At 57.2% G+C, this 14,585-nt stretch carries 11 protein-coding genes; 3 read left to right on the top strand and 8 right to left on the bottom strand.

Annotation, left to right across the window (positions count from 1 at the left end):
• The first annotated feature begins 32 nt into the window (after positions 1-32).
• The gene (locus ACSKB8_RS21740) at positions 33-878 is read left to right on the top strand and encodes a thioesterase domain-containing protein (protein ID WP_438106257.1); all 846 of its coding nucleotides are present in this window, start codon (positions 33-35) and stop codon (positions 876-878) included.
• Between the two features lie 252 nt (positions 879-1,130).
• Here the strand turns inward: ACSKB8_RS21740 and ACSKB8_RS21735 are convergent, their stop codons facing one another.
• From ACSKB8_RS21735 to rfbC, 8 genes are all read right to left on the bottom strand, one after another.
• Positions 1,131-2,465, bottom strand: a complete 1,335-nt coding sequence (locus ACSKB8_RS21735; RefSeq protein WP_438106255.1) for a DUF4910 domain-containing protein — start codon at positions 2,463-2,465, stop codon at positions 1,131-1,133.
• Positions 2,462-3,511 carry an NAD-dependent epimerase/dehydratase family protein gene (locus ACSKB8_RS21730; RefSeq protein ID WP_438106254.1) on the bottom strand — a complete coding sequence of 350 codons (1,050 nt, stop codon included), beginning with the start codon at positions 3,509-3,511 and terminating at the stop codon, positions 2,462-2,464. Before ACSKB8_RS21730 ends, ACSKB8_RS21735 begins: the two co-directional genes overlap by 4 nt.
• Before the next feature lie 181 nt (positions 3,512-3,692).
• The gene (locus tag ACSKB8_RS21725) at positions 3,693-4,691 is read right to left on the bottom strand and encodes an NAD-dependent epimerase/dehydratase family protein (RefSeq protein ID WP_438106252.1); all 999 of its coding nucleotides are present in this window, start codon (positions 4,689-4,691) and stop codon (positions 3,693-3,695) included.
• A gap of 19 nt (positions 4,692-4,710) precedes the next feature.
• A complete protein-coding gene (locus ACSKB8_RS21720) occupies positions 4,711-5,877 on the bottom strand; it encodes a DegT/DnrJ/EryC1/StrS family aminotransferase (protein WP_438110625.1) in 1,167 nt (388 codons plus the stop codon).
• A 255-nt stretch (positions 5,878-6,132) separates the two neighbouring features.
• A complete protein-coding gene (gene rfbA / locus ACSKB8_RS21715) occupies positions 6,133-7,008 on the bottom strand; it encodes a glucose-1-phosphate thymidylyltransferase RfbA (protein WP_438106251.1) in 876 nt (291 codons plus the stop codon).
• Positions 6,917-7,903 carry a dTDP-4-dehydrorhamnose reductase gene (rfbD, locus tag ACSKB8_RS21710; RefSeq protein ID WP_438106249.1) on the bottom strand — a complete coding sequence of 329 codons (987 nt, stop codon included), beginning with the start codon at positions 7,901-7,903 and terminating at the stop codon, positions 6,917-6,919. The genes rfbA and rfbD overlap by 92 nt, the downstream gene beginning before the upstream one ends.
• Before the next feature lie 8 nt (positions 7,904-7,911).
• Positions 7,912-8,970, bottom strand: a complete 1,059-nt coding sequence (gene rfbB / locus ACSKB8_RS21705) for a dTDP-glucose 4,6-dehydratase (protein ID WP_438106247.1) — start codon at positions 8,968-8,970, stop codon at positions 7,912-7,914.
• 14 nt (positions 8,971-8,984) lie between these two features.
• Positions 8,985-9,542 (bottom strand): dTDP-4-dehydrorhamnose 3,5-epimerase, encoded by a 558-nt coding sequence (gene rfbC, locus ACSKB8_RS21700; RefSeq protein WP_438106245.1) that lies wholly within the window; start codon positions 9,540-9,542, stop codon positions 8,985-8,987.
• A gap of 537 nt (positions 9,543-10,079) precedes the next feature.
• Here rfbC and ACSKB8_RS21695 point away from each other — a divergent pair.
• Together ACSKB8_RS21695 and ACSKB8_RS21690 are read left to right on the top strand one after the other, a co-directional pair.
• A complete protein-coding gene (locus tag ACSKB8_RS21695; RefSeq protein ID WP_438106244.1) occupies positions 10,080-13,166 on the top strand; it encodes an AAA family ATPase in 3,087 nt (1,028 codons plus the stop codon).
• Entirely contained in the window at positions 13,163-14,515 is a 1,353-nt protein-coding gene (locus ACSKB8_RS21690; RefSeq protein WP_438106242.1) for a hypothetical protein, read from the top strand. Before ACSKB8_RS21695 ends, ACSKB8_RS21690 begins: the two co-directional genes overlap by 4 nt.
• Positions 14,516-14,585 lie beyond the last annotated feature (70 nt).

Below are 14,585 nucleotides of genomic sequence, written 5' to 3'. Positions count from 1 at the left end.
GCAACGCAACTTCCTGAATCAAATGGTGGTTTATGGCGGCCATTCTCCAGCTCAACGCCAATGCTGGCTCTCTGGTCCAGTTGAGAACGGGTGCAGCGGATGCGCCTCTTTTTCTCTTCTTCGGAGGCGACGGCAACCCCCGCGGTCTCTCCGCACTGACATCGCGCATGCACAACTCCAGAGCGTTGATTGGCATCGATTTTTGCCGAGGCGACAGTCATGGTGAGTTACCTTCGACCGTCGAAATCATGGCGGATCGCAGCTGCTCTGCAATCCGCGCGCTGCAGCCTCGCGGGCCCTATCACCTTGTTGGCTATTCGTTTGGAGGCCTGGTCGCGATCGAGGTTGCGCGCTTGCTTCAACAGTCGAACGAGGAGATTGGACTGGTAGGACTTATCGATACTCGGTTCGACCAACGCTTCTGGCCGACACATATCTTTCTCCGCTCACAGGTGCACGTGATCTACCGACATCTGGCGATCCTTGTCGGACTTCCACTGAACCAAATTGCTCCGACGTTCTTCCATCGCTCTCGGCGACTCCTCTATCGTTTGCTGAGACGAAAAATGCCTGTCTCTCGACCCACCTCGACGACAACAGCAGACACGATGAGCGCAACCGAGCAACACTGCAGAGCGGTGATGGCCGAATACCGTCCAAAGTACTATGCGGGTAAGATCACTTCGTTCGAGGCCGACAATCACGATGCATACGGTTGTAGCCCGGCCGAGGTCTGGCAGGGAATGGCTGCTGACATCGAATGCCAGTCTATAGCTGGCACCCATGTCGGCATCGTAACTGACAGCACATCACTCAATGACCTTGCCGCTGCCCTCGACTCCACCCTTACGGCCTGCCTACCGCCCCTCTTTCCTTGACTTGGGATTTTCGGCCATCTCCGCCTTTGCAGTGGGGCCGGCGGCTTGACCTTGCCCTGCGGTCAGCGTTCGATGATGCTCCGCTCCGCCGTCCGCGTCGAAATCTTCGGCCACCTCCGCATTTGCGATATAAACTTGGGGGATGACGCGACGTGTTGGGCAGCGACGTCCACGGCGCACCTCTCATCCAGATTGACGCTGCACGTCCGTCCCGATTGGCGCACTTTTGGAAGGGGCTGGCATCGTGCGCAATCATCTATTTTGGTTGGCAGCGAACACTGGCCTCAAAAGCCCGCTCCGATACAGTTGTCGCGCTGTGTCTCGGATTACCGAAAATGGCAAATTGCCACGCTCGGCAATATCGAGCAGCGAGTGCATTCCATCAGAAAGGTTCAGGATCCACAGCATAGCCATGTTGGCAGCTGCGGCGCCCTTATCTCCGCCGACTGGTCCATAAAGTCCGCGCCGCCCCAGTTGGGGCTCGCATTTCGGCATTGTGTTGCAATACACCTCGTTGTTTTCCACAATATCGATTGTCTCAGCAATGAGCCCGTACGACTGGGACAAGTGGTCGGGTGCGATGAACTCGAGATTGTCGCCCGACGTGTGATACTCAGGAATTTCGCCGAACTTGCTGCGCTGGAAGAGCCCTACCGGCAAGTTGAATCCGGGTGAGCAATACTGCCGTTCGTCATATCCGTATGGAGAAAATTCAAGAATCGTCGGCGCCAGCCCGGAATGATGCATCGCATGGACAACTGCCCGGTCAATCTCGCTATGACCACGCCGGCTCTTCTTGTAGGTGGGGCCGCCGCCATCTCCAACCATCGAAACGACAAGCCCGTGCTTGATGCGTTGGCAGCGATCCTCATTACGCGCTAGCCATGTGATCGCACCGATCGTGCCCGGCGCAAACAGAAACCGGTAAGTGTATCGCGTCTGCAGGCCCGCCATCCGCTTCGCGAGGTGTGTAAGCAGCGCGACACCGGAACAATTGTCGTTGGCGAGCGAGGGGTGGCACACGTGGGCCGAAAGCAGAAATTCATCCTCGGATTCGCCCTGGTGCAGATATTCACCGTAAGTCAGGTATCCGTCCTCGAGAGTCGAGTCGATGACAACCTCGTAGGTCTCGTCCCTGAGCCCCTCAAACAAGCGGTGGGGCATGCAGAATGCCCAATTCTCCGCGTAATATGATGTTCGATAAGGGATCCGGTCGGGTTGATCCGGCAACGTGTAGACGTGCTGCTTCAACTCAGCTAGCGAGATGCGCTTTCGCACCGGCAGGCTATAGCTCATGACGTGCAGATTTGAGTGAGCGAAGTCGAGTATCTTCTCGCCTCGCTCATTCTTTATATACGCATCGCGAATATTCCATTCGCGGGGAATGGTCCAGTCGAAGACCTCTGTCCCGGTCGGCACTTCGTGGATCTTGAGGTCGATGTGCATGCCGATCGCGCGCAACGTCTTCCGTACCCCATTACCCGTAATGCTGCGGCAGATCGGGTATATCTCGGCCGCAAAGGCAAATATATCCTCGCCCGGATTCCCGGTCGCTAGCCTTTCGCCGACCGAAAGCTGATCTTTCACGATACAGCTTGAAGCAGCTTCGATTGGCGCAGGTCGCCATTAAGGACCTGCTCCGCCAGCAGCTTCCGAATATGGCCGATGCGTTGATATCGCGGCCCTTCGAATTCCTCCAAAGTCAAGTTTGACGAGCGATAGACCCTGTACAGCTGTTCGGCGCCCATTCGAGCGTCCCAGCGCGGCTGGAATCCTGGCAAGTTGCAGCGGATCTTTTCGAAGCTCACTCGGTAGGACCGCTCATCTGGACTCGCATCCTCCGCAAACTCCACCGTAGAATTCGGCACCACACTCGCGACGATCTCGGCTAGATCCCGAATTCGATAATTGTGAGCGGTCTGACCGACATTGAATGCCTCATTGAAAACGGATTCGGCAGGCGCCTCCAATGCGGCTATGAAAGCTCGAGAAATATCCTCGATGTGGACGATCGGCCGCCAGGGCGAGCCGTCCGATTTCAGGTGAATTCTTCCTGTCGTAAACGCCCATGCAACAAGGTTATTCAGGACAATATCGAAGCGCAGTCGCGGCGAGACTCCGTACGCTGTCGCTGGCCTCAGATACACCGGGCAAAACCCGTCGCCGGCCAACGCCGAAATATCACGTTCGGAGGCTACCTTGGATTCTCCGTAGGCCGTCACCGGATTGAGCGCGGCGGTCTCATCGATCATTTCCTCGCCGGCTTTTCCATAGTTGCTGCAGGATGAGGCGAACACGAAACGACGTACGCCGGCATGTTTCGCAATCTCGGCCATGCGAACGCTTGCGCGATGATTGATCTGGTCAGTCAGCTCAGGCCTCAGATTACCGAGCGGATCGTTGGAGAGCGCGGCTAGATGCAGCACAGCGTCGAAGCCAACGAGATCCGCAACCTCCGCGTCTCTGACGTCCTTCCAAATCGTCGGGACCTCGAGAATGCTACCGCCGGCGGCGTATGTACACCGGGAGTAGATGTCACTGTCCATTCCAGCCACCTCGTGACCGGCGCCGACCAGCATTGGCGTCAAGACCGTGCCGATGTAGCCAAGATGACCTGTTACAAGAACTCGCATTGCCATTCTCCATCGCACTCAATTTTATGAATGAAATTCTGCCCGGCTTTCGTGTTTCGGCTTGCGCCCTGTCAAGCGCCGGCCCTCCTATCGGGAAGATCGTCTCGAGCACACAAAGTGCAGTGCCAGGATGGCTGCACGCACGGCTTCTTCAAGGGATGTTGTGACACAGCAAGAGGACTCATGAAGCCAGAGCCTGCCGTTGCCGCGCGGTCGCAAGTCCTCGTTCGGAGCGCCACCACTTCACAAACTCCGTCAGTCCGAGTTCGAGCGGCACCGTAGCTTGGAAGCCTAGCAGACGTTCCATTTTGCCTGTCGACGCCACGCGGCGCGGTACAGGATTGATCGAGTGCTCGGGTGCGATTTGCGGGAGCACGCCGTCATGGCCCATAACGGAAGCCAAGGCCGAAGCGAGCTGCACCAGGCTTGTTTCGATGCCGCTCCCCACGTTGAACACCTCGTCGCTGACCTTTGCCCTCGCCGCAAGGATGGTTGCGCGTGCTGCGTCACGGACATGCACTAGGTCCAAGGTCTCCTGGTCGTGCCCAACTATCACCGGCGGCGTTCCAGCCTCCATTTCCTCCATCCAGCGGATCAGCATCTCGGCGTATCGACCGTGCACGTCCATTCGGCTGCCATACACGTCAAAATATCGCAAAGCGATATAGTCGAGACCGTGCATATCGTTATAAGCGCGGAGCAGGCCTTCATTGCAGACCTTCGCTGTTCCACAGACCGTACGGTTTCCATACGGGTTCTGATGCTCCGTCGTCGGAAATTCCTCCGCCGCACCGTACACCGAAGCGGAAGACGCGGCTATGAGCTTCTCGACGTCATACCTGACGCAAAGTTCAAGCAGGTCGAAGGTACCGTTCACCATGACCTCCATGGCAAGACGCGGTTCGGCCATGCAATGGGCGCTGCATGGTGCAGCGTGGTGAAAGATGATGTTGGCTCCTTTTACAAGCGCTTCCACCAACTTGGTGTCGCGCAAATCGCCGCGGACCAATCGCACGGGTCCTCGATTAAGCGACTTCCTGAGATTCTCCGGTCGGCCGGTCGTCATATTGTCGAGCGCGACGATCTCGACGCAACCTTCGTCGCACAACAAATCTACGATATGCGAACCGATGAATCCGGCGCCTCCGGTAACGAGAACGCGCTTGCCCTTGAGATCCATCCTGACCGCTCTCCTGGTTCTAGGCTAATCGGCCATATCGAGGCATTTTGTCCTGAAATGCCCAGTTGCTTCGAAATATTCGCGTCTCTCGTGTCGCGACCTTTCTCACTTCGGCGGCAACAATGCCCGGTTGCTCCGGCAACAGCTCGGGATAAATGGGAAGCGATAGAAACTCACGCGCAAGCCTCTCACTTACAGGCAGATCGCCGACACGATATCCAAGTTCTACGTAGCTCTGTTGTAAATGGACCGGAACGGGGTAATGAATGCCAACGCCAATTCCCGCGCGGCCCAGCATGGCAAGAGCCTGATCGCGATGCAGAAGCCTAAGGGCGTAGATATGATAGACATGCCGGCTGTGGCTGGGTGGCCGCGGACGCGCAAGTGCCAGATCGGACAGCTCCTGATCATACTTCGTGGCGATCGATCGACGAGCCTCGGTCCAGGCTTCGATGTGGTCCATCTTCACGTTCAGTATTGCCGCGTGAACTTCGTCCATTCGGCCATCGTATCTTGCGAAAATATGATTTCGCTCGTCCTCCGGCGTTCGATCGAGGAGCAAGGATACGCGTCGCGCAAGTTCCGGCTGATCGGTAACAACTGCTCCGGCCTCGCCATGGGCTCCGAGATTCTTGTCGGGATAGAAGCTGAAGCAGCCGAAATCTCCGATCGAGCCGGCACGCCTGCTCTTGTACACAGCACCATGCGCCTGCGCAGCGTCCTCGATTACAAACAGACCATGGCGGCGGGCAATCGACATGATTGGATCCATGTCCGCCATGAGCCCATGCAGATGGGCCGGCAGGATCGCCCTCGTTTTGTTCGTAATCGCAGCCTCGAGTAGAGCAGGGTTCATCGTCCAGGTGACTGGATCAACGTCCACAAAGACAGGTGTTGCACCGCAGCTGATAATGGCAGCCGTCGCCGCGACGAAATTCATCGAGACCGTGATCACCTCATTGCCCGGCTCCACGCCAGCGGCCAGCAATGCGAGACGGAGCGCCGATGTGCCACTGTTAACGGCGCTGCAGCAAGCGACGTTGCAGTAATCCGCGAAGGGTTTCTCGAAAGCGCCCGCTTCACGTCTCCATCTAGACCGTTCGTCTCGAATGGCACGCGCGATCGCAACGTCGATTTGCGATCCGACCGTGCGAGCTTGTGCTTTCAAGTCCAAGAAGGGTATCAAATCGGTTACCATGCTCGCTGTCGAACAACCCAAACCAATTTAATCGCATCTTTCTATTTAAATCAAATAATAAATAACAACAATAAAATCGCAATTAACGAAACGCCGACCACACATTTTCAAGCGGCACACATACCGCGAAACCGGGTTAAATAACCCGAAAGCCGGCCATTGGAAACTGGCCCGTAGAGAACATTTGGACAGCGCAAAGTTTGCGCCACCAATCTGCGGCCGGCTCCGAACGGTAGACTGGTTTTATCGAATGAAATGCGAGACTTCGTTCAGATACTTGCCGTAGCCGCTTTTCTCCAGGGGCCCGGCGAGCGCGGCGACTTGATCGCGATCGATAAAGCCCTGCCTCAGGGCAATTTCCTCCAGACAGGCAACCTTCATCCCCTGTCGCTTTTCGAGCGTCTGCACGAACATCGCCGCATCGATCAGCGATTCCACCGTGCCTGTATCGAGCCAGGCGAAACCTCGACCCATCCGCTCTACATGGAGCTTCTTGGCCGAAAGATAGCGCATCTGCAGATCCGTGATCTCGAGTTCGCCGCGCGATGACGGCTCGACGCGTCGTGCGTAGCGCACGACGTTGTTGTCGAAGAAATAGAGACCTGTGATCGCCCAGTTCGAGCTCGGCTGCTTCGGCTTCTCCTCGATTCGCAGCGGGCGATCGCCCTCATCGAACGTAACGACGCCATACCTCTCCGGGTCTCGTACATGATAAGCGAAAACGGTTGCACCTTCCTCACGCTCGGCAGCCCTTGCGAGCATTTCGCTCAGGCCGTCGCCAAAGAAGATGTTATCTCCAAGCACCATCGCAACGCGATCGCTCCCGATGAAGTCGGCGCCAATAATGAACGCATCCGCCAGACCGGCGGGTCGGGGCTGCTCCGCGTAGCTGAGCCTAACTCCCCATTGACTGCCGTCCCCCAGTAAACGCTCGAACTGACACCGATCTGATGGCGTGGTTATGATAAGAACCTCGCGCACGCCTGCCAGCATCAGCGTTGACAAGGGATAGTAGATCATCGGCTTGTCATAGATGGGCAGTAGTTGCTTGCTGATCGCTCTCGTGATTGGATACAGTCGAGTTCCGCTGCCCCCGGCCAGCACAATTCCTTTCAGCATCGATTCTACCTTCCGCGAGTTGGTCGAGACAAGTTTCGAGAGAACAAGGCCATAACGGCAATCGAATGCCTAAGACGCGTTCGGCCTTGGATGAATCGAGACGCGAATTCCGCGGCCGTCGCGCGGCCGTCTGGTACTGTTCGCTCGTGATCGCCTCAAGCTGCGGCACTCGGATTCCGCGATGAGCGAGCAAGTCGAAAATCGCTTGGGCAAACCCATGCCAAGTCGTCTCACCTTGTCCGGCAAGATGAAAGATGCCGGCCATGGCTCTACGATCGTGGGTTAGCAGTCGCGCCGAGAGCTGAAGGATCGCCGACGCAAGGTCGAGCGCGGAAGTTGGATTTCCACATTGGTCCTGAACGACTCTGACGACCGGTTGCGATTCACAGAGCCGCAGCATCGTCCGAACAAAGTTGTTGCCATAGGGACTATATAGCCATGAAGTGCGAATTACCGTTGCCAGGGGGTGAGCTGCTAGTACGGCAGCTTCGCCAGCGAGCTTCGATGCGCCGTACACATTCATTGGCGCAGGAACATCGCTTTCCTCGTAAGCATCCAGCTTTGTGCCGTCAAAGACATAGTCGGTTGAGATGTGGATGAACGGTATATTCATTTGCCATGCGACATCGGCCAACGCGGCCGCTGCGTCGCGATTAATGCTGAATGCTCTTGCTACTTCCGATTCTGCTAGGTCCACCGCCGTGTAAGCGGCAGCGTTGATGATCATGGACGGTGCGAATGGATCGATCGCTCGACAGAGCTCCCCATGGGCCTCCAGATTGAATTCGCTGCGTCCAAGGGAGACCACGGGCATGCTGTGCAGCACCGCGAGGTCATGAAGACACCTTGCCAACTGACCGTTGCGACCAGCAATCAAAATGGGCCTTTCCGTCATTCGCAGCCTCAATGTTGTGTAGCCAAGAGCCCTAGACGCGAGCCGTCATAAACCCCGCTGCGGGCACGCTCCCACCATGCGCGGCTCTTGAGATACCATGCGACTGTTTCGGTCAGCCCCTGCTCGAACGTCCTTGTGGGCCGCCAGCCGAGCTCACGGCGAGCTTTCGATGCGTCAATCGCGTAGCGGACATCGTGTCCCGGACGATCCGGCACAAAGGTAATCATCGATCGTCTCGTTGCCGGACCGGGATACAGTCCGTCGACGACGTCGCAGATCTGGGTGACCACGTCGAGGTTGGACCGTTCGCTATCGCCGCCGAAATTGTACTTCTCGCCGGGCTTGCCTTCCGACAGAAGCGTGATCAAACCTGCCGCATGATCCTCAACATGCAGCCAGTCGCGTACGTTTCGGCCGTCGCCATACACTGGCAGCGGCTTGCGCTCGATCGCATTGAGAATCGTCAAAGGGATGAGTTTTTCTGGAAATTGGAACGGCCCGTAGTTGTTCGAGCAATTCGACACAATGACCGGTAGGCCATAGGTCTTGAACCACGCAAGCGCGAGATGATCCGAGGCCGCCTTGCTCGCCGAATAGGGCGAGCTCGGCCGGTAAGGCGTTTCCTCCCGGAAGTAGTCGGCAAGTCCGAGTGAGCCGTAGACCTCGTCTGTCGAGACGTGAACGAAGCGAAACCGCTTTCGTCGTGGCACCGAGAGGCCCTCATAGTATTTTCTGGCTGCTTCCAATAACGTGTACGTGCCCACGATATTCGTGGCAATGAAAGCGGCCGAGCCTGTGATCGAGCGGTCGACGTGACTCTCGGCTGCGAGGTGAACAATCGCGTCAGGCTGGTAGCTGCTAAACACGAAATCCATGGCCTCGCGGTCGCAGATATCCTGCTGCTCGAACAAGTATGACTTTAACCCCTCGATAGGCGCCAACGAGGCTGAGTTGGCCGCATAGGTCAGCTTATCGACATTGATCACTGCGGCGTCCTTCTGCAGCACCAAGCTACGGCACACTGCAGACCCGATAAATCCCGCTCCCCCGGTCACCAAAACGCGCATCTGACCGCTCTCCGTCACTCGAAAATGGCCGTAAGCTGGTCCAGCCTGGGCAGGGACCTGTCTTTTGGCGACACTTGGGCCTCGACTGTTGTCACCGGCCACTCGATCGCCAGTGCCGGATCGGCCCAATAGAGCCCTCCGTCATGGCTTGGAGCGTAGACCTGGTCGACCTTGTAGAACACGATGGTCTCAGGTTGCAGCGTGCAGAAACCGTGCGCAAAGCCTTTCGGGACAAGCAGTTGCTCACCCGTTTTGCTATCCAGCTTGACAGCTATATGCTTTCCGAAGGTCGCCGATGAACGCCGAAGATCGACCACGACATCCAGAATAGCGCCGCTTAGCACTCGTATGAGCTTGGCCTGGGCGAACGGCGGTCGCTGGAAATGCAAGCCCCGGACCGTTCCAATCTTGTCTGAGCTGGATTGATTGTCCTGAACGAAATCGACATGAATCCCTTTCTCAGCGAAGGCCGATCGCTGAAACGTCTCACAGAAATACCCCCGCGCGTCGGATACTCGATCCGTTTGAATGATCTTAATATCTGGGATCTCTAAACACCGTACTTCCAGCATGAAAACGTCCTCCGGTACGTGGTGCTCAGTCCCGCCAGAAGGCGCAACGAGGTCTTCAAAGCACCGATCGAAATTGCTCTCGTCGAAACCGCTCTCGCCGCTGTCATTCGAGCCGTCATGATGGGCGCTCGCACATGCCACGCGTCTGCAGCGCGGGAGGAATTCGAGGCCTTGAGCCGGCTCGCTTCGCCTCGCCGTGCCAGCAAACACGCGGACCATTCAAGGCGTTCAACTGTCGTTGAATGATCGGGGAGGCCCGACACGCTTCTTACCTTCACGATCAGTCCCGCCGGGCTACCCTTTAACCACCAGAATTCAAATCTCATTTAATTCCGCCCGCCGATTATCGTCGAGCGCGCAAGAGCGACGCCGCACTTGGCCAAGAGGCCGCTTCCCATGGCTGTCGTCCAATTAATACCCGAATAATATTTAATTTGGCAATCATATTTTTCCGAGTTATATTCATTTAATAAATCATACCAGACGCTCGCATGCGGGCGGCCGAACCGACGCGCTCCCGACCCAGACAGGTACCTCATGCTTCAGAGCAATCTTCTACAGACCGACAGAACGCGCGTGTCTCTGGGCGAGCAGGCCCAGTCGAACCAAATCGACGGCGGGGGAATTGGCGATCTCGTCAAGTTCGCGGTTGTTTTTCTAAAACGTCGATATCTTATGATCATCGTCACCGCAGCTCTCGTATTTGCAGCCGCGATGCTCTACCTGCGGTTTGCTCCCCCCACCTACACAGCTCAAGTACAAATCCTGCTGTCCAATCCTCGAGCTCAATTCGTTCAGCAACAGTCACTTCTTCCGGAGCCCGTCGTCGATGCGGCCCAAATCGAAACGCAACTGCAGATGATAAGGTCGCGGGGAATTGCAGCGGCAGTCATAACGCAGCTGGATCTAGCCAACGATCCAGACTTTACGGGTTCACGGTGGTCCTTCAGCTCGTTACTGCAGCGTATTCGAAACCGCGGTCAGCAGCCGGAGCACGATTCGAAGGCTGATACGCCTAGGGAAGGCGCCATCGCCGCGTTGTTGGATAGGCTTTCCGCGTACAGGATCGGATATAGCAAAATCATCGAGGTCAGCTACAGTTCGAGCAGCGCAGAGCGCGCGGCGGAGATCGCTAATGCCGTAGCTAACGCGTACATTAACGACCAGATGAATGCGAAATTCGAGGCCACGCGAACCGCAGCCAGTTGGTTGCAGGAACGTCTCCAAAACCTCAATGAGCAAGCACTGACGGCCGAACGCGCCGTGAGCGCATATAAGTCTCAGAACAACATCGTCTCGACCGGCGGGAAACCGATTGACGAACAACCCGTCAACGATCTTAACGCGCGATTGGTGGCCGCCCGAACTCAGACCTCCGATGCACAGGTCAAGTTCAATCGGTACGACGCGGTCCTGCGTGCCAATGCAGCTGGCTCCTCCACGATCAGCGCTCCTGACGCGGCGAGCGCAGATGTCCTCCAGAGCGCGATTATCAATACGCTTCGGCAGCAATATCTCGAGTTGTCGCGTCGCGAAGCCGATTGGTCAGCCCGATTCGGCCGCGACCATTTGGCAGTTGTCAACCTGCGGACGCGGATACGCGACATTCGCACTTCCATCCTTGAGGAAGTTAAGAGGCTCGCCGAAACCAGCAAGAACGAATTGGAAGCTGCTCAGCAGCGGCAGCAGGAGCTCGAGAAGCAGCTTGCGCGAGCCGTCTCGCAATCGCGCCTGACGAACTCCGCAGAACTAACCATACGGGAGCTGGAGAGCCGAGCGAAAAGTCTGCGCGCCATGCATGAGGCGTTTCTGCAGCACTCCATGGGGGCGACTCAGCAGGAGACATTTCCGATTTCGGAAACACGGGTGATCTTTCCCGCCTCCCCGCCAGAGCGCAAGAGCAAGCCGAAGGCAAATTTTGTGCTGGGTTTAGGCCTAGCCGCCGGGCTGGCGCTCGGGATCGGCTTGGCTCTTCTGCGAGATGTTATGGACAGAGTTTTTCGCACGTCGTCACAGATAGAGGCCGCACTGGAGCTACCGTGCTTGTCGTTGGTCCCTTTGCTGTCGGCTCCGAAGGCGCAGAAGTCGACCGTCCGATCTCAGCAATCGGATGAAGATCTGCGATCACACACGATGTCAAACGTGCCGACGCTTCACCGAGCCGTCATCGGAATGCCGCTCTCCCGCTTCACGGAAGCCATCCGTTCGATCAAGCTTGCTATAGACCACACCCCAGTGAAGGCCTCCAACCAGGTGATAGGACTCACGTCGGCACTGCCAAATGAGGGCAAGACGACGATTGCAGCCTCTCTAGCTCACCTCATCGCACATAGCGGCAAGCGGGCTATTGTCGTCGATTGCGATCTTAGAAACCCTTCACTTTCCACAGCTATGGCTCCGAAAGCTGAATTCGGATTGCTCGAGGTGGCAAACGGAAAGCGTTCCCTCGAAGAAGCGCTCTGGCACGATGCCCGAACTAATCTCGCATTCTTGCCAGCCGTCCGCCGCGGGCCCCTGCTTCACACGAGCGAGATCCTGTCCGCCGAAAACGTAAGCAAACTATTCGATCGTTTGCGGCAGGCCTATGACTACGTCATAGTGGATTTCCCGCCACTCTCGCCTCTGGTAGATGTGCGCGTCACTGCGCCGTTGGTCGACTGCTACGTTCTCGTCGTCGAATGGGGACGGACGAAAATCGATGTGGTTCAGCATGCCCTGCATACTGCGCCGACCATCTCCGATTCCTTGATCGGCGTCGTCCTTAACAAGACCGATATAAGGGCAATGGCACGGTACGACGCTCACCGGAGTGATTACTACGATGACAGCCACTACGTCAGATATGGCTTGTCGGAACTCTCAGGATGCCCCTCTGAGATGCGTCGGACCAAACGATGGAGTCAGCGCCTTCTGCAACATGCTCTCCGCTGTGAGCGGGTCAGAGTCAGAGATGGTGTAAAATGGTTGTCCAGTCTACAATGCTCGCTGTGCCTGCGGCCATTGCGCCGGCTTTTACTGTGGTCGAGAGCCTACTGGGTCCAGGGGTGCTATCTGGCTTTCTTGCGGCCGCCATACTGGGCGTCGGCCTCTTCTCCACGTCGTCAACCCTCGCCTCCTTCGCGAAGCTTCTGCGGCCCCTCTTCATTCTGGCTCTTGTCGCACCCGTGCTTTGGATCGCATTGCAAGTTGTTCCGATCCCGTTCCGCGGCCTCGGAAATCAGATCTGGGCGACGGCGTCGGCAGCCCTACACCAACCTCTCGCGGACAGGTTCTCAGTTGATGTACGCGAGACGATACTGGCGCTATCACATTACAGCCTTGTTCTCGCCGTGGCCCTCGTCACCGCCGTCGTTACCCTGGACAAGCAGCGGGCGGCGCAGGTCCTCAGTGTCCTTGTATCGGTCACTGCTGTCATCTGCATATTTTCGATATGGAGAAGAAGCAACCCGAGTGGTTCCGTGCCCGGCGAACAAGTCTGGACGGGCTCGACCGAGGCGGCACTTGGTGTCCTTCTCTCCACTGCAATGGCTATCCGCGCGGTCGACCAGCTGCGGCGGCCTAGACGGTCCCCTCGCGCGCCGACAGGACCGCTCGCCATGCTTAGCTGCGCAATTCTATCATTGATCGTCTCCCTATCGGCAGTCGCGCTTTGCAGCGGCTGGACCGCGCTGATTGCCGTTCTGCTCGGAGCGACAACCATCCTCACGGTGGTCGCTATTCGCAAATTGTTCTTTGGCATGTGGGGCAGAGCTGGCGTTCTCGCGACCGCCGCCATGTTGTTCGTCGCCGCCTTCACTTTCATTCCGATCAATCGAAATGCCGACCTGACGATTTCCTTATCGACACAAACTCGGGCCGCAACCGAGCGGATGCTACAGGACACTCACCCGATCGGAACCGGCGCAGGCACGTTTGTTGCGCTTCTGCCGATTTATGGGGACGTTGGCGTGGTCGCAATGCGCGAACGGCCGACCGCTGCCGCCGCGGTCGCGGTCGAGATGGGACGTACGTTCCTCTGCGGCCTGTTGATAGTCGCCCTCATCAGCGCCTGCATCTTGTTCGGGCGCGCCCTGTCTCGCAATCACGCTTACCTATACCCGGCGATCGGCGCAGGCGCTTCCGTATCGTTGACAATACTGGCATTTGCAGAAAATAGCCTTTTCGATTTATGGGCATCATTGTTGGTGGCGGCGGTTTACGGCCTAGCTTTTGCTCAAAGCCTGTCCAGTACAGCCCGCGACGTGGATTCCATCGAGTTGCGGCAGCTCACGCAGGAAGCCGGCGACCGAACCACGGCAGCGCGACGAATTCCTACAACCGCCATGGCTTCCCCATGGCCTCTGACACGCGTTGCTCTGACAGTGATCGGATTGCTGTTAGCTGCGCAAGCAGCGTGGATGGTCTCGCAAATCTGGCCTTTTGGTGATCGCCTCTCAGTTTCAGCGGTTGCCGGTTCGAACGAAGCCTGGGCGTCAGCGCTCCAATCCACGCGCGAGAATGCCGCGACGATCTCAGGGTTCTCTGCAACTGTGGGCCTTAGGTCTGACAAGGCTGCGGACCCGCAGAACACCGGGCGGTCCGCGGACTTGAATTCCTTTTCCGCAGTGCTGGAATACTCACCCCTTCGAGGCGACGTTTGGCTCATGCTTGCGGCGCTTTCAAAGCAGCACGCGGCGACTTATGACACGGCAAGCCTACTTAAGATGTCCTACTATACTGCACCAAACGCGCTGGATCTTATTCCACTACGGCTTTCCGTCGCTCTCGGTACTGATGCTGCGATCAAGGAGCCTGAGCTTCGAGATCTTATCCGACGCGACCTTAAAGTTGCCATGACCGGCCGGACCGCACTCCGGCCAGCCATCGCCACCGCATACCAGTCGGCATCAGCAGACGGCAGGGCGTTTGCCGAGAGCTCTATTTCGGAGCTCGACCCAGGCTACGTTCAGAAGTTGCGCTCGCGAGGCCCATAGCCTTTTTTAGCAGTATGCCCCGATCGCACCCAGATCGGTCCTGATTGATATCGCGACGCGTTTAACGTGC

The organism is Bradyrhizobium sp. BR 1432, from assembly GCF_051547705.1.
Classification (GTDB): domain Bacteria; phylum Pseudomonadota; class Alphaproteobacteria; order Rhizobiales; family Xanthobacteraceae; genus Bradyrhizobium; species Bradyrhizobium zhanjiangense.
Note: the sequence above shows the minus strand (reverse complement) of the source record. Positions and strands in the feature narration are given on the sequence as shown.